The sequence below is a fragment of the Peribacillus sp. NPDC096379 genome (assembly GCF_044762875.1).
In the GTDB taxonomy this organism is placed as follows: Bacteria; Bacillota; Bacilli; order Bacillales; family DSM-1321; genus Peribacillus.
In genome coordinates this window covers 1-21,552 of record NZ_JBIWFD010000010.1, presented here as the reverse complement: position 1 = coordinate 21,552, position 21,552 = coordinate 1, and the positions used below count along the sequence as shown (strand labels likewise).

24 protein-coding genes, 1 rRNA gene and 2 other annotated features are annotated in these 21,552 nt (G+C 38.5%); all 25 genes read right to left on the bottom strand.

All coding sequences use genetic code 11. The annotated features are described in order from the left end of the window. Window positions 1-113 precede the first annotated feature (113 nt). Window positions 114-719, bottom strand: a complete 606-nt coding sequence (locus ACIQZI_RS23090; RefSeq protein WP_403078035.1) for a class I SAM-dependent methyltransferase — start codon at window positions 717-719, stop codon at window positions 114-116. 131 nt (window positions 720-850) lie between these two features. Continuing rightward, window positions 851-1,210, bottom strand: a complete 360-nt coding sequence (gene rplL / locus ACIQZI_RS23085; RefSeq protein ID WP_403077930.1) for a 50S ribosomal protein L7/L12 — start codon at window positions 1,208-1,210, stop codon at window positions 851-853. Window positions 1,211-1,268: 58 nt separating this feature from the next. Further along, window positions 1,269-1,769, bottom strand: a complete 501-nt coding sequence (gene rplJ / locus ACIQZI_RS23080; RefSeq protein ID WP_062187173.1) for a 50S ribosomal protein L10 — start codon at window positions 1,767-1,769, stop codon at window positions 1,269-1,271. 39 nt (window positions 1,770-1,808) lie between these two features. Continuing rightward, window positions 1,809-1,957, bottom strand: a sequence feature (ribosomal protein L10 leader region). 48 nt (window positions 1,958-2,005) lie between these two features. Continuing rightward, a complete protein-coding gene (rplA, locus tag ACIQZI_RS23075) occupies window positions 2,006-2,707 on the bottom strand; it encodes a 50S ribosomal protein L1 (RefSeq protein ID WP_062187172.1) in 702 nt (233 codons plus the stop codon). A gap of 107 nt (window positions 2,708-2,814) precedes the next feature. Then, window positions 2,815-3,240: a 50S ribosomal protein L11 gene (gene rplK, locus ACIQZI_RS23070; RefSeq protein ID WP_028390474.1), complete on the bottom strand. Its 426-nt coding sequence runs from the start codon at window positions 3,238-3,240 to the stop codon at window positions 2,815-2,817. A gap of 176 nt (window positions 3,241-3,416) precedes the next feature. Then, window positions 3,417-3,950 carry a transcription termination/antitermination protein NusG gene (gene nusG / locus ACIQZI_RS23065; protein ID WP_062187250.1) on the bottom strand — a complete coding sequence of 178 codons (534 nt, stop codon included), beginning with the start codon at window positions 3,948-3,950 and terminating at the stop codon, window positions 3,417-3,419. Window positions 3,951-4,314: 364 nt separating this feature from the next. Then, window positions 4,315-4,497, bottom strand: a complete 183-nt coding sequence (gene secE, locus ACIQZI_RS23060; protein ID WP_403077927.1) for a preprotein translocase subunit SecE — start codon at window positions 4,495-4,497, stop codon at window positions 4,315-4,317. 50 nt (window positions 4,498-4,547) lie between these two features. Continuing rightward, window positions 4,548-4,697, bottom strand: coding sequence for a 50S ribosomal protein L33 (gene rpmG, locus ACIQZI_RS23055; protein WP_082675257.1), 150 nt, complete (start codon window positions 4,695-4,697; stop codon window positions 4,548-4,550). A gap of 100 nt (window positions 4,698-4,797) precedes the next feature. After that, window positions 4,798-5,448, bottom strand: coding sequence for an RNA polymerase sporulation sigma factor SigH (gene sigH, locus ACIQZI_RS23050; protein ID WP_062187170.1), 651 nt, complete (start codon window positions 5,446-5,448; stop codon window positions 4,798-4,800). Window positions 5,449-5,517: 69 nt separating this feature from the next. Continuing rightward, on the bottom strand, window positions 5,518-6,027 hold the full coding sequence (locus ACIQZI_RS23045) for an NYN domain-containing protein (protein ID WP_403077923.1): 510 nt from the start codon (window positions 6,025-6,027) through the stop codon (window positions 5,518-5,520). Window positions 6,028-6,030: 3 nt separating this feature from the next. Further along, a complete protein-coding gene (rlmB, locus tag ACIQZI_RS23040; RefSeq protein WP_062187168.1) occupies window positions 6,031-6,774 on the bottom strand; it encodes a 23S rRNA (guanosine(2251)-2'-O)-methyltransferase RlmB in 744 nt (247 codons plus the stop codon). A gap of 4 nt (window positions 6,775-6,778) precedes the next feature. Next, the gene (locus ACIQZI_RS23035) at window positions 6,779-7,192 is read right to left on the bottom strand and encodes a Mini-ribonuclease 3 (RefSeq protein WP_403077920.1); all 414 of its coding nucleotides are present in this window, start codon (window positions 7,190-7,192) and stop codon (window positions 6,779-6,781) included. Window positions 7,193-7,197: 5 nt separating this feature from the next. Then, window positions 7,198-8,595 carry a cysteine--tRNA ligase gene (gene cysS, locus ACIQZI_RS23030; RefSeq protein ID WP_403077917.1) on the bottom strand — a complete coding sequence of 466 codons (1,398 nt, stop codon included), beginning with the start codon at window positions 8,593-8,595 and terminating at the stop codon, window positions 7,198-7,200. Next, window positions 8,585-9,244 carry a serine O-acetyltransferase gene (gene cysE / locus ACIQZI_RS23025; protein WP_062187165.1) on the bottom strand — a complete coding sequence of 220 codons (660 nt, stop codon included), beginning with the start codon at window positions 9,242-9,244 and terminating at the stop codon, window positions 8,585-8,587. Before cysE ends, cysS begins: the two co-directional genes overlap by 11 nt. A 154-nt stretch (window positions 9,245-9,398) precedes the next feature. After that, window positions 9,399-9,633 (bottom strand) — a binding site (T-box leader). A 44-nt stretch (window positions 9,634-9,677) separates the two neighbouring features. After that, window positions 9,678-11,135 carry a glutamate--tRNA ligase gene (gene gltX, locus ACIQZI_RS23020; protein ID WP_403077913.1) on the bottom strand — a complete coding sequence of 486 codons (1,458 nt, stop codon included), beginning with the start codon at window positions 11,133-11,135 and terminating at the stop codon, window positions 9,678-9,680. Between the two features lie 124 nt (window positions 11,136-11,259). After that, window positions 11,260-11,739, bottom strand: a complete 480-nt coding sequence (ispF, locus tag ACIQZI_RS23015; protein ID WP_062187163.1) for a 2-C-methyl-D-erythritol 2,4-cyclodiphosphate synthase — start codon at window positions 11,737-11,739, stop codon at window positions 11,260-11,262. 18 nt (window positions 11,740-11,757) lie between these two features. After that, on the bottom strand, window positions 11,758-12,441 hold the full coding sequence (gene ispD / locus ACIQZI_RS23010) for a 2-C-methyl-D-erythritol 4-phosphate cytidylyltransferase (protein WP_403077909.1): 684 nt from the start codon (window positions 12,439-12,441) through the stop codon (window positions 11,758-11,760). A 40-nt stretch (window positions 12,442-12,481) separates the two neighbouring features. After that, a complete protein-coding gene (locus ACIQZI_RS23005) occupies window positions 12,482-13,570 on the bottom strand; it encodes a PIN/TRAM domain-containing protein (RefSeq protein ID WP_403077907.1) in 1,089 nt (362 codons plus the stop codon). 154 nt (window positions 13,571-13,724) lie between these two features. Then, a complete protein-coding gene (disA, locus tag ACIQZI_RS23000) occupies window positions 13,725-14,798 on the bottom strand; it encodes a DNA integrity scanning diadenylate cyclase DisA (RefSeq protein ID WP_403077905.1) in 1,074 nt (357 codons plus the stop codon). Between the two features lie 2 nt (window positions 14,799-14,800). Further along, window positions 14,801-16,195 (bottom strand): DNA repair protein RadA, encoded by a 1,395-nt coding sequence (gene radA / locus ACIQZI_RS22995; protein WP_403077903.1) that lies wholly within the window; start codon window positions 16,193-16,195, stop codon window positions 14,801-14,803. A gap of 211 nt (window positions 16,196-16,406) precedes the next feature. Then, window positions 16,407-18,848: an ATP-dependent protease ATP-binding subunit ClpC gene (gene clpC, locus ACIQZI_RS22990; protein WP_403077901.1), complete on the bottom strand. Its 2,442-nt coding sequence runs from the start codon at window positions 18,846-18,848 to the stop codon at window positions 16,407-16,409. A gap of 14 nt (window positions 18,849-18,862) precedes the next feature. Further along, window positions 18,863-19,939, bottom strand: a complete 1,077-nt coding sequence (gene mcsB / locus ACIQZI_RS22985) for a protein-arginine kinase McsB (protein ID WP_403077899.1) — start codon at window positions 19,937-19,939, stop codon at window positions 18,863-18,865. After that, on the bottom strand, window positions 19,936-20,493 hold the full coding sequence (gene mcsA, locus ACIQZI_RS22980) for a protein-arginine kinase activator protein McsA (protein WP_403077892.1): 558 nt from the start codon (window positions 20,491-20,493) through the stop codon (window positions 19,936-19,938). Before mcsA ends, mcsB begins: the two co-directional genes overlap by 4 nt. A gap of 21 nt (window positions 20,494-20,514) precedes the next feature. Further along, entirely contained in the window at window positions 20,515-20,976 is a 462-nt protein-coding gene (locus ACIQZI_RS22975; protein ID WP_062187155.1) for a CtsR family transcriptional regulator, read from the bottom strand. Between the two features lie 483 nt (window positions 20,977-21,459). After that, window positions 21,460-21,552 (bottom strand): 5S ribosomal RNA (rrf, locus tag ACIQZI_RS22970); the annotation flags it as partial.

Sequence of the window (21,552 nt, the reverse complement as noted above, 5' to 3'; positions counted from 1 at the left end):
TTTATATATTTTTTCCAATTAAACCACTTTTTATACACATTTAGTATAAAAATTGCATAGTTAAGGAATTATATATTTGCATTATACAATACTAACATAGCGGAAAAACTGAGTCAATTTTTTTTAGATACAAGTATATAATAACCCTTTTTCTTTACAGCCGTCTTAACATTCCCAAAAACCTGTTCCATCTTATCCATCGCAGACGGAGCACCTTGCTTTTTCTGAATGACAACCCATAACTCGCCGCCATCCGTCAATTTTGCATGACTTTTTTCTAAAATACCGTGAACGACTGTTTTCCCCGCACGGATAGGCGGGTTAGTCAGTATTGCTGCAAATTGATCGAATTCAACACTGTCCAATTGATCACTTTCATAAATACTTACATTAGCAATTCCATTTGATTTCGCATTATCTTTTGCAAGATCCACTGCACGACTATTAATATCTATCAATTCTATTGTTCTTTCAGGGAAAGATGCAGCAATGGAAAGCCCAATCGGACCATATCCACAACCCACATCTAAAATACTTCCCTTAATCTCTTCTTCAAGAGTAAAGGTTTCAATTAATAAGCGCGATCCGAAATCAATGTCTTTTTTCGAGAACACTCCATTGTCACTTTTGAAGCGAAACGAGCGTCCTCTTAGAGTGTAGTCCCAAAATTTCGGATTGCTTTCAACATCCGGTTTTTGTGAGTAGTAATGATCTGCCAGAGTCATCTCCTCCTATCAGAAAAGATTAATTGAAGAATTTCGAGAGAAGATTTGTGAAGATTAGAAGCTTACTGTTTCAAAAGTAAGAGAAAAAAAGCCCGCCATAATAGCGAGCTTTTTAACAAGAAAGATTACTTAACTTCAACGCCAGCTCCAACTTCTTCAAGTTTAGCTTTGAATTCTTCAGCTTCTTCTTTAGATACGCCTTCTTTGATTGCTTTAGGAGTGTTATCAACAACTTCTTTCGCTTCTTTAAGACCAAGTCCTGTGATTTCACGAACAGCTTTGATAACTTTGATTTTTTGGTCGCCTGCAGAAGTAAGAATAACATCAAACTCAGTTTGTTCTTCAGCAGCAGCGCCACCAGCAGCAGCTACAGCTACAGGAGCAGCAGCAGTTACGCCAAATTCTTCTTCGATTGCTTTAACTAGGTCGTTTAGTTCTAAAACAGTCATAGTTTTAACTGCTTCAATGATTTGATCTTTAGTCATTGTATATTTCCTCCTAGGGTTTTGTTTTAGTTTTTGTTACCAAGGGCTAAGTGTTAACTTACGCTCCTTGTTCTTCTTTTTGATCTGCCACAGCTTTTGTAGCAAGAGCAAGATTGCGAATAGGTGCTTGTAGCACGCTGAGTAGCATTGAAAGTAGACCTTCGCGTGATGGAAGTTCTGCAAGAGCTTTAATTTCTTCAGCCGTTGCAACGTTTCCTTCGATAACTCCAGCTTTAATTTCTAATGCTTCATGTTTTTTCGCGAAATCGTTAAGGATTTTCGCAGGAGCAATAACATCTTCAGTTGAGAATGCAATTGCGTTCGGGCCAGTCAATGATTCATTTAAAGCAACTAATTCAGCAGCTTCAACAGCACGGCGAGTCATAGAGTTTTTGTAAACCTTGAACTCAACGCCTGCTTCACGAAGTTGTTTACGAAGTTCTGTTAATTCTGAAACAGATAATCCGCGGTAGTCAACAACAACAGTTGATTGGCTAGCTTTGAATTTCTCAGTAATCTCATTAACAATTTGAACCTTTTGTTCGATAATGGCGCTCATCCTTACACCTCCTATTAGATTTGCTTGAAAACATTTATACCGGTCAAAGATAAAGCCTCCACATCTTGCAGACGAGGAGGCAGTAATTTGAAAGTCATAGTCATGGACTATTTTATCGAATTACCTCGGCAGGAAATTAAGCTCAATTTTTGAGCACCTACTGTCTACGGTACAAATGATATTCTTTTATATTAACAAAACAGATTATAGCAATAATCGTTTCATATTGTCAAATGTTAATTTTTTACACTGAATGAAGAAGGATCAACCTTAACACCAGGGCCCATTGTAGTCGTTACAGAAACATTCTTCATGTAAGTTCCTTTAGCTGCCGCAGGTTTTACTTTCATTAACGTATCATAGATCGTTGTAAAGTTTTCAACCAATTTGCTGTCTTCGAAAGAAGCTTTACCAATTGGAGCGTGAATAATACCTGTTTTGTCAACGCGGTATTCAACTTTACCAGCTTTGATTTCATTAACTGCTTTCGTTACATCAAATGTAACTGTACCAGTTTTCGGGTTCGGCATTAGACCTTTTGGTCCTAATACTCGTCCTAATTTACCAACTTCACCCATCATATCTGGAGTAGCAACGATCACATCGAATTCAAACCAACCTTGTTGGATTTTGTTGATGTATTCTGAATCTCCAACATAATCAGCGCCTGCTGCTTCAGCTTCTTTAACTTTTTCGCCTTTAGCAAAAACTAATACACGTTGAGTTTTACCAGTTCCGTTTGGAAGCACAACTGCTCCACGGATTTGTTGATCAGCTTTCTTAGGGTCAACGCCTAAACGGAAAGCAACTTCAACTGTTGCATCAAATTTTACAAAGCTAGTTTTTTTAGCAAGTTCTACAGCTTCTGTTACTGAATATGCTTTAGTACGGTCAATTAATTGTACCGCTTCAAGATATTTTTTACCTTTATTAGCCATGATATAAAATCCTCCTATATTGTGGTTTTAACGGAATAACCTCCCACGAATAAAGGTTGCGAGTATGAATCGCAACCCCGTAGAAACGAATAACTGTTTAGATGGGATTAATCTTCGATGACAATACCCATGCTGCGTGCTGTACCTTCAACCATACGCATTGCAGACTCAACGTTTGCTGCGTTTAGATCAGGCATTTTTGTTTCTGCAATCTCGCGTACTTTATCGCGTTTGACTGTAGCAACTTTATTACGGTTAGGTTCACCAGAACCAGACTCAATTCCAGCTGCAACTTTAAGCAATACTGCAGCAGGTGGAGTTTTTGTTACGAATGTAAATGAACGGTCTTCAAATACCGTAATTTCAACAGGAATAATTAGACCAGCTTGATCTGCTGTACGAGCGTTGAACTCCTTACAGAATCCCATGATGTTAACACCAGCTTGACCTAGTGCAGGACCAACCGGCGGTGCCGGATTCGCTTTCCCAGCAGGAATTTGCAATTTAACCATTTTAATTACTTTTTTAGCCACGAGACACACCTCCTTATAAGTCTAAGTCCGTGATGTGGTAATAGGGGTATACCCTCCCACTCATCTTAAATTCTTTAATTAAATAAAGAATGTTGTATCATTTAGGTCTCATAATAGAAACATACTGACCTTTGAAATTTTACCACTTTCCAACATTGATTTCAAGTTTTTTCAGATTATATTTTTTCCACCTGATTAAAGTCGAGTTCAACCGGGGTATCTCTACCGAACATATTGACAAGCACCCGTACTTTACCTTTGTCCTTATCCAATTCTTCGATAACTCCCGTAAAATCGGAGAAAGGACCTTCCTTAACCGTTACGGTGTCACCTAATTCGAAATCTACTTCGATCCGCTGTTCATCAACACCCATGCGTTTCAGAACGACTTCAATTTCTTCAGGTAGTAAAGCAGTTGGTTTCGAACCAGCCCCAGAAGAACCTACAAACCCTGTTACTCCGGGTGTATTACGAACTACATACCAAGAGTCATCCGTCATAATAATCTCTACAAGCACATACCCTGGAAATACCTTCTTCTTTAAAACTTTTTTCTTACCATCTTTAATTTCTGTTTCTTCTTCTTCAGGGACAACGACGCGGAATATCTTATCTTGCATCGCCATTGTCTCGACACGTTTCTCAAGATTCGCTTTTACTTTATTCTCATATCCTGAGTATGTGTGTACAACATACCAATTTTTCTCCATATCATTAGGACTAAATCGCCCTTCCCTCCCCGTAACTTTTTTGACACCATTTTTCATTTTGCACAAAAAAACTCGAGAAGCCGTCACTGACTTCTGGAGACATTACTTTTTAAGAAAAGCGCAAGCGCCTTGTTTCACCCGAAAGCGAGTATGTGTCAAATAAGCTGTATGGAAAGAATCATTTTCAGTCCATCCAATTACTTGTCTATTGACTATCGAGGTCAGTTCACTTTCACTAAGCATCAAAACCCTTAGAAAAACCAATACTTTCTTAATCTTAAAAAAGACAAATTAAAAAACCCGTTTCCGGGCTTTTTGCTGTTGTTTATCATTCTAGCACTATTATAGCTTATTTTCGAATCTCTTATTCAATAACAAGACGAATTAGTTCAGATATGCCTAAATCTACTACAGCAAAGAACACTGCCATAACGACAACAGTTGAAAGCACAACAACCGTATATCTTGTAAGCTCTTTTCTTTTAGGCCAGCTTACTTTTCTCATCTCTCTGGCAACACCACGGAAAAATTCGGTTATGCGATTCATGAATGTAACCTCCAACCAATTAGGTAGCTTCTGTCAATCTATTTAAACAGTTACTTTGTTTCTTTATGCATGGTATGGGCATTGCAAGTACTACAGAATTTCTTAATTTCCAGACGTTCTACACTTGCTGTTTTATTGCTTTCAGAAGAGTAATTTCTTGAACCACAATCCGTACAAGCGAGGATTAACTTTTTTCTCATCATTTCCACACCTATCTATCTCTACATCGTTAAAACTTTATCATGGCTGTTACTTATTGTCAATAAACAATAAGCCTAAATACCGCATGCATACAAGGGTTTATAGGGTAATCTCTCTCACTTCCAAATACCGTTCAAGTTTTCTCTTGACTCGTTGAAGAGCATTGTCAATTGACTTTACGTGTCGGTTTAATTCCTCTGAAATTTCCTGATAAGATTGTCCATCAAGATAAAGTGCAAGAACCTTTCTTTCTAAATCACTCAATAATTCCGCCATTTTTAATTCGATGTCGTCAAATTCTTCCTGATTTATGAACAGTTCTTCGGGATTTAAAACTTTTGCTCCAGAAATAACGTCCATAAGCGTGCGATCTGATTCTTCATCATAGATAGGCTTGTCCAAAGAAACATATGAGTTTAAGGGGATGTGTTTTTGTCTTGTTGCTGTTTTAATCGCTGTAATGATTTGTCTTGTAATACAAAGCTCTGCAAATGCTTTAAATGATGACAGTTTATCTCCTTTGAAATCACGAATTGCCTTATATAAACCTATCATACCTTCTTGCACAATATCTTCTTTATCAGCACCGATTAAAAAATAGGTTCTAGCTTTAGCTCTTACAAAGTTACGGTATTTTTGGATTAGATAATCCAAAGCCTCACTGTCTCCTTTATGCACATAATCCACAAGCACGTCATCATCAAACTGGCCATAATCCTCATTCACTTTTATTCCGAAGTTGGACCCCACATTTTATCCCCCTGACCGTACACATAGTTAGCAATATTATACAGTAGGTGAAAATTACTCGTCAACAGCTCAAAACTTCCCCCGACGCCATTTTTCAAAAATTTCTGCCACTTCATCTGTTAAATCAATCTTAGAATTTTGTTTGGATTTTGTCGTTTTGTCAAGCTTTTTGTCAATTTCAATTTCTATATGTTCCATTTCTATTAATAGCTCACGTGCAGATTTCCGTAAAGCTCCTTGCCCAAAAACCACCCATTGTTCAGTAAAATCAGAGGTTGCCACATAAATCTGCGTTTTAATATTATTTAAAAGGCCAGCCATTTTTTCAATCCGTTCATCCGCGGATTCATTTTCTCTTGTAAAAATAATTTCCACCTTAAAATTTTTATATTTACGCTCAATTCCCTGAACAAAATGGGCATCAAACACGACTATGACTCTGTAACCTGAAAAAGCTTGATATTCTGCCATCTTCTCAATCAGGCGATCACGCGCTTCTGATAAATTGTGTTCCTTTAATTCTCTTAGTTCCGGCCAAGCTCCAATAATGTTATAACCGTCTACCAACAGAATATTCATTACCTATTCCCCTAAAGGATTTCTTTTTCGATAAACTTCATACATCAACAAACCTGCTGCAACAGATGCATTCAAAGAAGTTACCTTTCCAATCATTGGCATACGAATAAGGAAATCACATTTATCTTTAATAAGGCGGCCCATTCCCTTTCCTTCACTGCCAATTACGAGACCTATCGGCATCTTACCGTCCATGTTTCGGTAATCATCTTTGCCCAATGCATCGGTACCAACAATCCAGACCCCGCGTTCTTTCAATTCATCAATCGTTCTAGACATATTTGTAACTCTGGCAACAGGGATGTATTCGATGGCTCCTGTTGATGATTTTGCTACAGTTGCAGTTAAACCCACGGCTCTACGTTTCGGAATAATAATTCCATGAGCTCCTACTGCATCAGCTGTACGCATGATCGATCCAAGATTATGAGGATCTTCAATTTCATCTAATAATATAAAAAAGGGAGCTTCATCACGAGACTCTGCCACAGCAAATAGATCATCTAATTCTGCATATGTATACGCAGCTACCTGGGCAACAACCCCTTGATGAATGCCTTCTGTCATTTGATCAATCTTTTTCTTCGGGACAAAATTAACGAATATATTCCGCTCTTTTGCTAGTGCAATAATCTGCTGCATTGTACCTTTTTGCGACCCTTCAGCAATCCATATTTTATTCATATCACGCTCAGACCGCAATGCTTCAAGTACAGGGTTCTTTCCAATAATATATTCCTCACTCATAAGATCATCTCCCCTTTTCTTCTTCAATAAATTGTATCGATTGATCGATAAGAACTTCTAATCTCTCATTGTTCCCTGATAAGTATACATAGCCCATTAAAGCTTCAAACGCTGTGCCATATCGATAAGTTTGAACATCTGTATTCTTAGGTACACTACCTGATTTAGCATTCCGTCCGCGCCTTACCACAGCTCGTTCTTCCTCTGTTAATTGATTGTTTTCGATAAAGAAATGAATGATTTTACTTTGTGCTTTTGCTGATACAAAAGAAGTTGCTTCTTTATGAAGCAGATGCGGCTTCACTGCACCTTTTTTCAGAAGATGATGCCGTATATACGTTTCATATATGGCATCACCCATGTAGGCAAGAGCAAGGCTGTTCACCATTTTTTCATCGACTTTCTTCTCATATTGCATATTGCTTATCCTCTTTTCCATCTTGTACCTTGAGGTGTATCTTCGAGAATAATATTTACATTTTTTAACCGGTCACGAATGTCATCTGAAAGCTTAAAATCCCTGTCTTTACGTGCTTGAATGCGCTGCTGAATCAACGCTTCAATTTCTTCATCCAACAAGGCTTCTTCTTCTAGAGTCAAACCAAGAACGGACGTTAACGTTTTAAACTCTTTGATGAATTTCTCAATCACATTCTGATCTGTATTCTTTTCCATCAGATAGTAATTGGCTTGCTTGGAAAGTTCAAACAAGACAGAGATTGCATTAGCTGTATTAAAGTCATCGTCCATTTCACGGGTAAATTCATCATGTAAGTCCGTAATTTTCTTCAACCATAAGCCATCGTTATCCGTTAATCCCGTGCTTGAATCTAAACGATGCTTTAAGTTTTGAAAAGATGTTTTCAAACGGTCAAATGCCGCTTTTGTCTTCTCAAGTACTTCTTCGCTATAATTGATCGGGTGACGATAATGAACAGATAACATGAAAAATCTCAATACTTGTGGATCATGGTGCTGAATAATGTCATGTACAAGGACAAAATTCCCTAGAGATTTCGACATTTTTTCATTATCTATATTTATATAGCCATTATGCATCCAGTACTTCGCAAACGTTCTCCCTGTCAATGCTTCTGATTGGGCAATTTCATTTTCATGGTGTGGGAATGTTAGATCTTGCCCACCTGCATGAATATCAATTGTATCACCAAGGTATTTCTTCGCCATTGCGGAACATTCAATATGCCAACCCGGACGGCCATTTCCCCATGGAGACTCCCAAGAAATTTCTCCTTCCTTCGCTGTTTTCCACAAGGCAAAGTCTAAAGCGTCTTGTTTCCTATCCCCCACTTCAATTCTTGAGCCAATGCGCAGTTCATCAATGGACTGATGTGAAAGCTTGCCATACGAGTCGAATTTACGAGTACGGAAATAGACATCCCCTTCAGATTCATATGCATATCCTTTTTCAATCAATGCAGAAACAAAGTCAATAATCGTATCCATATTCTCCATTACAGTCGGATGTTTATCTGCCTTTTTGCAGCCTAACGCTGAGACATCTTCAAAATAGGCGTTAATAAATCGTTCTGCAATCGTCGGAACATCTTCCCCTAATTCCTTTGCAGCTTTAATTAATTTATCATCTACGTCTGTGAAATTTGAAACAAAGTTCACATCGTAACCGCTAAACTTAAGATAATTGCGAACAGTATCAAACACGATGGCAGGGCGAGCGTTGCCAATATGAATATAGTTGTATACGGTAGGTCCGCAAACGTACATCTTAACCTTACCTTCTTCTAATGGAATAAATTCTTCCTTCTGCCGGGTTACAGTATTATAAATTTTAATAGTCATATTCTTTTCTCCTTTCTTCCTTCAACACATACAATTCCGCTTTCATATCCAACAGTTCCTTTTCCAATTCTATAATGCGGTCTGCAATAGGGTCAGGAAGGTCTGTGTGGTTTAAATCTTTACTTATTCTTACCCCATCCTGAATGACGACTTTTCCTGGAATACCAACAACAGTCGAATTTGGAGGAACTTCTTTCAATACAACTGAACCTGCGCCGATTTTGGAATTTTCTCCAATTTCAATGGATCCCAAAACCTTAGCACCTGTAGCAATTAATACATTATCTTTAATCGTGGGATGCCTTTTTCCTTTTTCTTTTCCTGTTCCTCCAAGTGTAACACCTTGGAATACAGATACATTATCTCCAATTTCACAAGTTTCACCAATCACGATCCCCATTCCATGATCAATAAAAAAACGATTCCCAATTTGCGCACCTGGATGAATTTCAACACCAGTAAAAAAGCGGCTAATTTGTGAAATAGTTCTTGCAATGAAAAAGAATTTACGTTTATAAAAGGCATGGGCCAGTCGATGACTCCAAATTGCATGCAATCCAGCATATGTCAAAATAACTTCTAGATAACTACGTGCAGCAGGATCCTGGTCAAATATGACCTCTAAATCTTCCTTGAATAGTTTAAACACCGTTGTTACCTCCTATATATCCCTTCTATTCTTTTCTATTTAGCATGATGTAATGGATCAGTGTGATCTTTTCTAGCTACCTGTGAACTTGCTAAACATTCTCCACATGAACGTTGTTTCGGTTTACTCAATAAAAAAACGCCTCTGTCCAATAGACAGAGACGCTTTGTCAGCGCGGTTCCACTCTGTTTGAAATGTTCAGCGAATCGCTTCCGTTTCCAACTTATTTCCCGATAACGGAGGAAATTCCGCCTTTGCCTACTATCAGTTAGTTCAACAAAGGGCTCCAGGGTGCATTTCAGGAAATGAGGGGCTTAAACCACTTTCAGCAGGTTATGGTTCTCTCTTTCAAGCATCATTTTCTTACTTCTCCCTATCTACGCGTTTTTTAGCTAATAATTATCTAATACTATATTACATTTCCAACAAATTGTTAACTTAAAATGCTCTCTACACGCTGTTTTATTTTTTCCTTCCCTAAAAGCGCAATAGCTTTCGGTAGATCAGGCCCGTGTGTTTGCCCTGTAACTGCTGCACGAATCGGCATAAAAAGTTTTTTCCCTTTTTGTCCTGTACTTTTTTGAACGGCTTTAATGGCCTTCTTAATTTCGTCAGCGGTAAATGTTTCAAGGGTATCGAGTTCTTGAAGGAATGCTTGCATAACCTCTGGCACTTGCTCTTCTGCAAGTACCTCTTTTGCTTCTCCTTCAAAATCCAGTTCTTCCTTAAAGAATAGTTGTGATAGTTCAACGATTTCCGCACCAAAGCTCATTTGTTCTTGATACAAATCAACTAATTGATAGACCCATTTAGCTTCTTCTTCGCTTAGCTCAGCAGATACTTTCCCTGCTTTTACAAGATGAGGCAGTGATAAATCTACAGCGCGGCTAACATCAAGTTGTTTCACATATTGATTGTTCATCCATGTTAGCTTCTGCGTGTCAAATAATGCCGGTGATTTCGACAAACGGTCTGCATCAAACATTTTGATAAACTCTTCTTTTGAAAAAATTTCTTCTTCACCGCTTGGAGACCAACCCAATAATGTAATGAAATTGAATAACGCTTCTGGCAAATACCCTAATTCTTCATATTGCTCAATAAATTGAATAATTGATTCATCGCGTTTACTTAATTTCTTGCGGCTCTCATTAACGATAAGAGTCATATGCCCAAACATAGGTGGCTCCCAACCAAATGCTTCATAAATCATCAATTGTTTTGGCGTGTTCGAAATATGATCATCGCCACGAAGTACATGTGAGATTTTCATCAAGTGATCATCTACTGCCACCGCAAAATTATATGTAGGAATCCCGTCCTTTTTCACAATAACAAAGTCGCCAATCCCTTCCGCTTCAAAGGACACGTCATCTTTAACCATATCTTTAAACGTGAAGACCTTGTCGGATGGAACTGCAAAGCGAATGCTAGGCTTTCTTCCCTCTGCTTCTAACTTACTCCGGTCTTCTTCTGTCAAATGACGGCATTTCCCTGAATATTTCGGGGTTGCATTACGAGCAAGCTGTTCCTCGCGCTCTGCTTCAATTTCTTCTTCGGTACAATAACATTTATATGCCAAGCCTTTTTCGAGTAGCTCTTCATACAAATCTTTGTAGATATCATTTCGCTCAGATTGACGGTAAGGTCCAAATTCTCCACCAATATCAACGCTTTCGTCCCACTCAATCCCAAGCCATTTTAAATATTGAAGCTGACTCTCTTCTCCACCTTCAATATTCCGCTTTTGATCTGTATCTTCAATCCGGATAATAAACTTCCCGCCTTGATTTCGTGCAAACAAATAATTAAACAAAGCCGTACGTGCGTTACCTATATGTAAATGCCCTGTTGGACTAGGTGCATATCTAACTCGAATGTCACTGCTCATATCTGACTCCTCCTAATGAATACATTCCATACGTCACTTCATAATCCCAGATTGGCCTAACCATGTGGGTTGTCTCGTTTTATTTTACCATCAATAGGTCATTGAATAAAGTATCTCTTGGCGGTTACTCCGCTTTCACTAAGAGTACAGCAACTTGTGCAGCAATTCCTTCTCCACGACCAGTAAAACCAAGCTTTTCCGTTGTCGTTGCTTTCACATTGATTTGATCCACGGAAGCTTCCAGCAACTCGGCTACTCTTGCTTTTATTTTTTCATTATAGGGGGCCATTTTAGGACTTTGGGCTATGATCGTACAATCCGCATTTCCGAGTACATACCCTTCCTTTTTCACAATCGCCCATACGTGTTGAAGTAGCTTCGCTGAATCGGCATCTTTATACTCCGGATCTGTATCTGGGAAGTGCCTTCCAATATCCCCTGCCCCAATAGCACCAAGACATGCATCGGCTACTGTATGAAGTAATACATCCGCATCTGAATGGCCAAGTAAGCCTTTTTCATGAGGAATTGTAACTCCACCAATAATCAATGGCCTTCCTTCTACCAACTGATGAACATCAAATCCTTGTCCAACTCTAAACATCATTTCATCTCTCCTTCTTCACCTTTTATTTTTATGTAAAATTGCTTCCGCAAAATATAAATCTTCTTGAGTCGTAATCTTAATGTTATCATAATTGCCTTCAATAATTACAACAGGTTGCCCCATTCGTTCAAGAAGACTAGCATCATCTGTACCTAAATAATTGGCTTTCTCTGCATCTTCATGTGCCTTTTTTAAAATGGACACACGAAAAGCCTGTGGTGTTTGGACTGCCCACAAGCTAGATCGCTCCACGGTTTCTATAACCATACTATCTTTCACTTTTTTTATTGTATCCTTAACAGGGACCGCAACTATTGCCCCACCATGAGTGAACGCTGCTTCTGTTAACCGTTTAATAAGCAAATGGTCAATAAACGGCCTTGCTCCATCGTGAACTAGCACAAGGCCATCTTCCTTGATTTCTTTCAATCCGTTAAACACGCTTTGCTGACGCTCTTTACCACCAGGTACAAGCTTAATCGTCTTTTTTATCTCATACTTCTTAATTAGGCCTGTGAAAATGGCTGCTTCTTCAGGATTAATTGTTAGGATAATCCGCTTACAGGCAGGGTCACGATCAAATACTTGTAGTGTATAAACAATAATAGGGGTTTCTATCAGCTCGATAAATAACTTATTCTTTCCAGCCTTCATTCTTTTCCCTTGTCCTGCTGCTGGTATAACTACTTCATAAAACATGCCGGCCTCTCCTTGTTACACTATAAGACTCTGTTTCCTCCTATAATGCTTTTTCTAATAATTTAGGCTTTGCAAAAATCATACGACCCGCAGATGTTTGAAGGACACTCGTTACTAATACATCGATCCGCTTGCCGATATAATCTCTTCCACCTTCAACAACAATCATCGTTCCATCGTCGAGATAAGCAATGCCTTGATTCTGCTCTTTCCCATCTTTAATGACTTGTACACTCATTTCTTCCCCTGGTAGTACAACAGGCTTGACTGCATTTGCTAAATCATTAATATTCAACACAGGTACACCTTGAAATTCACACACTTTATTGAGGTTAAAATCATTTGTAACAACAACACCGTTGGAAACTTTCGCAAGCTTAACTAATTTGCTATCTACCTCTTGAATATCCTCAAAATCCCCTTCATATATTTCTACCTTAATCGATAATTCCTTTTGAATGCGATTAAGGATATCCAACCCTCGACGGCCACGATTTCTTTTTAACGCGTCTGAGGAATCAGCAATATGTTGAAGCTCTGCCAAAACGAATTGTGGGATGACAATCACGCCTTCTAAAAATCCCGTCTGGCAAATATCCGCAATTCTCCCATCAATAATGACGCTTGTATCCAGTATTTTCATTTTTCGATTTTGTTCTTCTAACTCCTGTTCACTGTCTTGAATTTTCCTTTTCCCTGCTTTGGAGAATAAATTCAAGAATTCATCCCGCTTCTTAAATCCAACCTGAAAGCCGAGATACCCAAACAATAAAGTCAAAAGAATCGGTGCTACTGTATTTAGAATAGGTACTTGGATGGCATTGAGCGCTGAACCGATAATATAGGCAGCTAAGAGCCCCACGAGCAAGCCGATACTTCCGAAAACAATATCTGTAATCGGTGCCTTGACAAGCTGTTCCTCAAGCCACTTCATAAAATTAACGACATACTCTACAGCCCCAAAAGTAATAAGATAAAAAATGATGGCTCCTAAAATAGCAGTAACATAAGGGTTATTTATTAATGCAATATCATCTGCATGTACCATCGTCAATAGCCACGGAATTAACACAATGCCAAGTGTTCCCCCGACAATTAAGAAGCATGCTTGTATAATGCGTTTTAACATCCCTTCACCTCCCTTTATTCATTATTAACAAATATTATAATTCGAAACCTTGTTATTTAATATTTTGATAAGATTTCGCTATAAAATATAGATAACTTCCATACCTCAGCCTAGCATTCGCATATTGGAGTGTCAAAAATTATTCACCCCCCATTCACATTCTTTGCTCTGCAACAAGTTGTGTTTTCAGTAGCTTAAGACCCTCTTGAATTTTATTCGCCCGTACTTCTCCAATACCTTCAACATCGTCCAGCTCTTCAACAGAAGCCTGATAGATAGTAATAAAATTACTAAATTGATTGATAAGATTCTCTACAATCAAAAATGGCAATCTCGGAATTTTATGTAGAATTCGATACCCTCTTGGACTGATCGTTTCATCCAAATGAATGTAGCCATTATATCCAAGTACTTTTAACAAATTTCCTTCTTCAAACTTCTCCTGCTGGGCCAATTCGTGCAGCTTTTCTATTATTTCCTGTGGATGGTCTCCCTTCTGATTAATATAATCTTTTACAATCAGTTTTCCTTCACTTTCCAATTCAAAAAGCAGCTCATTCATTTGAAGACGGATTAATCTACCTTCTGTACCAAGCTCATTCAAATAATTCACTAACTCAATTTTTATTCTTAAAACCATAATATAGCGATGGAAGACCTGCAATAAATCTGTATAGGTCACCATATCCTCGAATTCAAGCAAACCAAGGTCATTAATACTTTGCTGCAAAACAATTTTATATTTTTCCAGCGTTTGTATCGCAAGATTCGCTTTTGCTAAAATAACAGCAATATCTTTAAGTACATATTGGAAACTCCCTTGATAGAGGGTAATGACATTTCTCCGCTGTGAAATCGCAATAACAAGTGATTTCGTTTCCCTTGCTACACGCTCAGCTGTTCTATGACGCATACCAGTTTCCTTGGATGGTACAGATGTGTCTGGTGCCAACTGTGCATTAGCAAGGATGATTTTATCCGCTTTTTCATTTAAAAGAATCGCACCGTCCATCTTTGCCAATTCATATAATGTGCTTGGTGTACAAGGTGAATTAATTTGAAATCCACCGTCAACTATGGATCTGACCTTCTCATTATCACCAACAACGATGAGTCCTCCTGTATTAGCACGTAAGACATTATCAATCCCTTCTCTTAATGGTGTACCTGGGGCAATCATGTGAAGGATTTCTAATTTTATCTTTTCAAACGCTTTTTTGTCTGTCATTTTTAGCCTCCTAGAGCATACTTAAGAGCTTCCGCAACGGTTGACACTCCGATAATTTCAATTCCTTTAGGTGCACTCCAACCACTGATATTATTAGCTGGAACAATCACCCGTTCAAAGCCAAGTTTAACCGCCTCCTGAACCCTTTGTTCAATTCTTGATACTCTTCTAACTTCACCTGTTAGTCCTACCTCTCCAATAATACAATCCGTAGGTTTCGTTGATTTGTCACGAAAGCTCGAAGCAATACTTACAGAAATAGCAAGGTCGATTGCAGGTTCATCCAGTTTTACTCCGCCCGCTACTTTTAGATAAGCATCTTGATTTTGTAAGAGTAAACCGACTCTTTTTTCTAAAACAGCCATCAAAAGCGATACTCGATTATGGTCAATTCCAGTTGCCATCCTTCGTGGGTTTCCAAAGCTTGTCGGAGATACGAGTGCTTGGATTTCCACAAGCACAGGTCGTGTTCCTTCCATAGAGGCAACGACTGTTGAACCAGCGGCACCTTGGGACCGTTCTTCGAGGAAAATTTCAGATGGATTTGCGACCTCTTCCAGGCCACTCTCTTTCATTTCAAAAATACCCATTTCATTTGTCGAACCAAAGCGATTCTTGACAGCTCGGATAATTCGATATGTATGATGTCTCTCTCCTTCGAAGTATAATACCGTATCTACCATATGCTCCAATAATCTTGGACCTGCAATTGCCCCTTCCTTCGTTACATGCCCAACAATAAAAATGGCAATTCCATTCGATTTTGCGATGCGCATTAAAGTAGCTGTACATTCCCTTACCTGTGATACACTTCCAGGGGCTGAGGTGACTTCCGACTGGTAGACCGTCTGAATGGAATCAATAATAACAAGGTCTGGATTCACTTCAGCAATCGCCTGCTGGATATAATCCATATCTGTTTCTGAATACACATATAAATGGTCAGATGTAACACCAAGTCGATCGGCACGTAACTTTGTTTGTTTAACAGACTCTTCTCCGGAAATATAGAGGACCTTCTTCTGCTTCTGTGCGAGTTGAGATGATACTTGTAGCAAAAGTGTTGACTTACCAATACCCGGATCACCACCGATTAAAACGAGTGACCCTTGAACAATCCCTCCACCTAATGCCCGGTTTAGCTCAGCTAAATCCGTAGCAATTCTTGGCTCTTGCAACGTTTCAATTGTTGTAATGGGTATTGCCTTTTGACGCTCTGCATTTCCCGTGATACCCTCTGAATGCGTAAAGGCTCCTCCACGTCTCTGTGGCTTCACAATTTCAACTTCCTCAACCATCTTGTTCCATTCGCCACAGCCTGGGCATTTCCCCATCCATTTTGCTGACTCATATCCACATGATTGACACATAAATTTTGTCTTTTTCTTTGTTGCCATAATAGCTTCCTCTCTTTTAGTAAAATAAATAAGCCTCTTATTCCCAAATATATTTATGTAAAAAAATCCCTACACTAAAGATATTATGTATGAAGTCGTAATAATCCTGCTTATCTCATAATCATTCCAACTATTTTCTAAAAAAATATAGATTTACTTAATAAAAGAGAGGTACATCACATTATAGTATGTACCTCTTCTTGTCATTGCCTTATATATTACTATTTACTGGCTCTTCATATTTTAGTAAAAATTCGCCGTCTTTTACATCTATAGTAACCGGATGATTTTTTTGAACATTTCCTTTCAATAGCTCTTCAGATAAGTAATCTTCCACGTGTTTCTGAAGTGCCCTACGAATTGGGCGAGCCCCATATTCGGGATCATACCCTACTTCAGCGATCTTTTCTTTCGCAGCATCCGTCAATTCAATGAGAATTTCCTGCTCGATTAGGCGATTTGTAAGTTGAGCTGACATTAGTGTAACAATTTCTTTCAGATGCTTTCTCTCAAGTGCATGGAATACAATTGTTTCATCGATACGGTTAAGGAACTCTGGACGGAATGCTCGCTTCAGCTCTTCCATTACCTTTCCTTTCATATCCTTATAATCCTGACCTTGATCTTGAATGTTAAATCCTACATATTTATTCAATTTTAGAGCAGATGCCCCCACATTAGAAGTCATAATTAGAATCGTATTTCTAAAATCTACTGTACGACCCTTAGAGTCCGTTAATCTCCCATCCTCTAATACCTGAAGAAGGATGTTGAATACATCTGGATGAGCCTTTTCAATCTCATCTAATAGAACGACAGAGTACGGCTTTCTACGTACTTTTTCCGTTAATTGCCCACCTTCTTCATATCCTACATATCCCGGAGGTGAACCAACAAGGCGTGAAGTCGAATGTTTCTCCATGTATTCCGACATGTCAATACGAATCATTGCCTCTTCATCACCAAAGATGGATTCAGCCAATGCTCTTGCTAATTCTGTTTTCCCAACTCCTGTCGGTCCAAGGAAAATAAATGAACCTATTGGACGTTTCGGATCTTTCAAGCCTGCTCGAGCACGGCGAACGGCTTTTGCAACAGCAATGACCGCTTCCTCTTGACCAATTACACGATCGTGAAGTATAGATTCCATATTCAATAATTTATCTGATTCTGTTTGTGCGAGTCTTGTAACAGGGACACCCGTCCAACTTGATACGACGTGAGCGATATCATCCACTGTTACTTCACTATTTTCTTGACCCTGCTTTTCTTTCCATGTCTTCTTCGTTTCTTCCAGCTGCTCTCTTAATCGCTGTTCAGTATCACGTAAAGAAGCTGCCTTTTCAAACTCTTGGCTTTGTACAGAAGAGTCTTTTTCTTTTCGTACTTCATCAAGTTTCACTTCTAATTCTTTTAAATTTGGTGGAGTCGTATAAGAACGCAATCGAACCTTCGAACCAGCTTCATCAATTAAATCAATCGCTTTATCTGGAAGAAAACGGTCAGAAATATAACGATCAGAAAGCTTAACCGCTGCATCAATCGATTCATCTGTAATTGAAACACGGTGATGCGCTTCATAACGATCACGTAGCCCTTTAAGAATTAGAATCGATTCCTCTATTGTAGGCTCATTAACTGTAATTGGCTGGAATCTGCGTTCTAGGGCTGCATCTTTTTCAATATATTTTCGATATTCATCGAGAGTCGTTGCTCCAATACATTGCAACTCACCACGAGCTAATGAAGGTTTTAAAATATTGGATGCATCAATCGCTCCCTCTGCTCCACCAGCACCAATTAATGTGTGTAACTCATCAATAAATAAAATGATATTTCCAGCTTGGCGAATTTCATCCATCACTTTCTTCAGACGATCTTCAAACTCACCACGGTATTTCGTGCCAGCTACTACAGTCCCCATATCAAGTGTCATAACGCGCTTGTCACGAAGAATTTCTGGAACCTCATTATTAATAATTTGTTGCGCAAGTCCTTCTGCAATTGCTGTTTTACCTACTCCCGGTTCTCCGATTAGGACTGGGTTATTTTTTGTACGACGACTTAGCACTTCGATCACACGTTGAATTTCTTTACTACGGCCAATGACCGGGTCCAGACTTCCTTCACGTGCAATTGCCGTTAAATCACGGGCTAAACCATCTAGGGTTGGCGTACTGGCATTTACTGATGCAGTACCCTGATGACCACCAGTCTCATTGCTCCCTAGCAGTTGTAGTACTTGCTGACGTGCTTTGTTCAAACTTACTCCAAGATTATTAAGAACACGGGCAGCGACGCCTTCTCCTTCACGGATTAACCCTAGTAGAACATGCTCAGTACCAACATAAGAATGCCCAAGTTTTCGTGCTTCATCCATAGAAAGCTCAATGACCTTTTTGGCTCTTGGGGTATAATGAATCGTTTGAGCCTTCTCTTGACCACGGCCAATTAAGTTTTCTACTTCCTTTTGAATTTTATCTGAGCCAAGCCCCAGTGCGTATAGTGCCTTTGCAGCAATACCTTCTCCCTCACGAACGAGACCTAATAGAATATGTTCGGTTCCAATATTATTATGTCCCAAACGAATAGCTTCTTCTTGGGCTAATGCTAATACTTTTTGAGCTCTCTCAGTAAATCGTCCAAACATCATAGGATAATTCCTCCTTAAGAATTTTCAATTTGGGCTGAATCTAACCGTTCACGTATTAACGAAGCGCGGCGAACATCTCTTTCATATGGTTGTAACGGTCCACCTGCGTACTTTTGTAAAAATCCTGGCTGCGTTAAAATCATTAATTCATTCATTACACTTTTTTCTATATTTTTTATATACCCTAAATCGATACCTAAACTAACATCTGATATACATGTAGCAGCTTCTATTGATTCAATAATCCTCGCATTCAATAAAACTCCAAGAGAACGATATACTCTATCTTCTAATTGTATGTGAGAGGTTTTAACTAATGCTTCTCTGGCGGACCTTTCTTGTGCAATGATTTGTTGAACAACACTAGTCAAGTCTTCCACAATATCTTTCTCTGATTTTCCAAGTGTAATCTGGTTTGATATCTGAAAAATATTACCTACTGCACTACTGCCCTCCCCATACATTCCTCTGACAACAAGACCTAATTGGTTAATTGCTGGGATAATTTTGTTAATTTGACGAGTCAGGACTAGGCCCGGTAGATGCATCATAACTGACGCTCTTAAGCCTGTTCCTACATTTGTTGGACAGCTTGTTAAATAGCCCCTCTCTTCATCGTACGCATAATCAATCTGCTGCTCCACCCAATCATCATATTTATTAGCTACTTCCAAGGCTTCTGTTAACTGCAAACCAGATACCATGCATTGAATCCGGATATGCTCCTCTTCATTCACCATAATGCTAATTTCCTCATTTTCAGATAGCAGACAAGCAGCGCACAAGGAATCTTCGGCTAAATTGGGACTGATCAAGTGTTTTTCAACCAATACCTGCCTTTCGAGAGGTTCAAGCTTCTCTAATTCGAAAAGCTCCAAATTTCCCACTACAGTGGCATTTGACTTTTCTAGCTTTTCCTTTACTAACTCCATAATTTCGTTGGCTTCTTCTTTATTGTATATAGTTGGGAATTTATAATCCCTGAAGTTTCTCGCCAATCTAATTCTGGAACTTCGAACAATATCCGCATCAGGACCAGCTTCATTCCACCAAGAGCTTTTTGCATTTTGCGCAAAGTGATCTAAAGTCATAGCTGGTTTCCCCTTTCCTCTACAGCTGCTTCGTCACCTTTTTCAAGTAAACGTATTTGATCTCGCACCAAAGCCGCCTGTTCAAATTCTTCTTGATCAATGAGGGCTTTCAGTTCACTTTTTAAATCCTTTATTTGTTTTCTAAGATGAATGCTCTCGCCTAATCTTTCTGGTATTTTCCCAACATGTGCAGTATTGCCGCCATGCACTCTTTTTAAAATAGGATCCAAACTATCTTTAAACTCCTCATAACATGTTGCACATCCAAATTTCCCAACATGGACAAATTCTTTAAACGTTAAATGACAGTTCTTACACTTTAACTCTTCAACATGTGGAAACGTACTCGTTTTCTTTTGCTGAAGAAATGGTTCTATATTAAGTAAACCGGACAATAAGTTGTTTATTGAAAATCCGTTTGCACCACTTTGCATAAATAAATCACCTTTTTCTTGTGCACACTTATCGCAAATATGGATTTCTTTCTTTTCACCATTAATAATTTTTGTGAAGTGCAAAGCTGCTGGTCTTTGATTACATTCTTGACAAACCATTTTATCACCTCTGCCGGGTCTTTATTTATATTTTAAAGTGGTTAGCATTGCATTTAAAATGCTTGCCCTTAATTCATCACGTACAGGTAAATCGATATAAATCACAGAACGATCAATCACACTAAGCATGATTTTCGCCTCTCTATTAGAAATAATATCCTCATTCACAAGCCGTATAATAATATCTTCAGCTGCTGTTTGAGAAACTCTAGAACCAATTAATGCCAGTAGTTGATCTATTAAATCCGCGTGGTCGTGTGTTTGAACCTTCATAATTCTAATGTAACCCCCACCACCGCGCTTACTTTCCACTAAGTAGCCTCGTTCAATGGTAAATCTCGTATTAATTACGTAATTTATTTGAGATGGTACACATTGAAACTTATCAGCAACTTCGCTTCTTTTAATTTCTAAAATGTCTTTCTGACTCATCTCGAGAACTTGTTTTAAATAACCTTCGATAATATCAGATATATTTTTCACTCGCCCTCCCCCATCCTGACTTTGACTATATTTGACTATCATTATACAACGAAAAACCAATTTTGCAACCTAGATGCATTTATTTTTTTGATTATATAATCCATTATTTCCATTTGTTATGTATTTTAACTTGAAAATTAATTTTTTTAATACTCAGTGATTTCTTTAACCATAATGAAAGGTTGTGCAGGATTTTTAATTTTTGTTCGGAAGGAAAACTCTAAACAAATTTATAAAATTCAAACTTAAATTAAGGAGTTAGCCTTCAATACCAAGCAAAGCTTTAGTCAATAAAAGTGGTGTGTAAAAGCACCATTACTATAGTTAGTTTCAGGAATGATGCTATTTATTGAGTATATATGTGAGAAATCAAAAAACTCAACTATAAATAGCTGGTTTTTTTGATTTCGTAGCAGTACCTTAAACGGCTCATTTAAATTAAAAAGAGGCCAGCTATAAATAGCTGACCTCTCCTCTCAATTTGCTTGGCAACGTCCTACTCTCACAGGGGGAGACCCCCAACTACCATCGGCGCTAAAGAGCTTAACTTCCGTGTTCGGAATGGGAACGGGTGTG

What these genes read in the sequence shown, in the direction of transcription:
- rplL (WP_403077930.1), bottom strand. Translation starts at nt 1,210, where the DNA reads ATGACTAAAGATCAAATCATTGAAGCAGTTAAAACTATGACTGTTTTA.
- rplJ (WP_062187173.1), bottom strand. Translation starts at nt 1,769, where the DNA reads ATGAGCGCCATTATCGAACAAAAGGTTCAAATTGTTAATGAGATTACT.
- rplA (WP_062187172.1), bottom strand. Translation starts at nt 2,707, where the DNA reads ATGGCTAATAAAGGTAAAAAATATCTTGAAGCGGTACAATTAATTGAC.
- nusG (WP_062187250.1), bottom strand. Translation starts at nt 3,950, where the DNA reads ATGGAGAAAAATTGGTATGTTGTACACACATACTCAGGATATGAGAAT.
- secE (WP_403077927.1), bottom strand. Translation starts at nt 4,497, where the DNA reads ATGAATCGCATAACCGAATTTTTCCGTGGTGTTGCCAGAGAGATGAGA.
- rpmG (WP_082675257.1), bottom strand. Translation starts at nt 4,697, where the DNA reads ATGAGAAAAAAGTTAATCCTCGCTTGTACGGATTGTGGTTCAAGAAAT.
- ACIQZI_RS23045 (WP_403077923.1), bottom strand. Translation starts at nt 6,027, where the DNA reads ATGAATATTCTGTTGGTAGACGGTTATAACATTATTGGAGCTTGGCCG.
- rlmB (WP_062187168.1), bottom strand. Translation starts at nt 6,774, where the DNA reads ATGAGTGAGGAATATATTATTGGAAAGAACCCTGTACTTGAAGCATTG.
- ACIQZI_RS23035 (WP_403077920.1), bottom strand. Translation starts at nt 7,192, where the DNA reads ATGCAATATGAGAAGAAAGTCGATGAAAAAATGGTGAACAGCCTTGCT.
- cysS (WP_403077917.1), bottom strand. Translation starts at nt 8,595, where the DNA reads ATGACTATTAAAATTTATAATACTGTAACCCGGCAGAAGGAAGAATTT.
- gltX (WP_403077913.1), bottom strand. Translation starts at nt 11,135, where the DNA reads ATGAGCAGTGACATTCGAGTTAGATATGCACCTAGTCCAACAGGGCAT.
- ispF (WP_062187163.1), bottom strand. Translation starts at nt 11,739, where the DNA reads ATGTTTAGAGTTGGACAAGGATTTGATGTTCATCAGTTGGTAGAAGGA.
- ispD (WP_403077909.1), bottom strand. Translation starts at nt 12,441, where the DNA reads ATGTTTTATGAAGTAGTTATACCAGCAGCAGGACAAGGGAAAAGAATG.
- ACIQZI_RS23005 (WP_403077907.1), bottom strand. Translation starts at nt 13,570, where the DNA reads ATGTTAAAACGCATTATACAAGCATGCTTCTTAATTGTCGGGGGAACA.
- disA (WP_403077905.1), bottom strand. Translation starts at nt 14,798, where the DNA reads ATGACAGACAAAAAAGCGTTTGAAAAGATAAAATTAGAAATCCTTCAC.
- radA (WP_403077903.1), bottom strand. Translation starts at nt 16,195, where the DNA reads ATGGCAACAAAGAAAAAGACAAAATTTATGTGTCAATCATGTGGATAT.
- clpC (WP_403077901.1), bottom strand. Translation starts at nt 18,848, where the DNA reads ATGATGTTTGGACGATTTACTGAGAGAGCTCAAAAAGTATTAGCATTA.
- mcsB (WP_403077899.1), bottom strand. Translation starts at nt 19,939, where the DNA reads ATGACTTTAGATCACTTTGCGCAAAATGCAAAAAGCTCTTGGTGGAAT.
- mcsA (WP_403077892.1), bottom strand. Translation starts at nt 20,493, where the DNA reads ATGGTTTGTCAAGAATGTAATCAAAGACCAGCAGCTTTGCACTTCACA.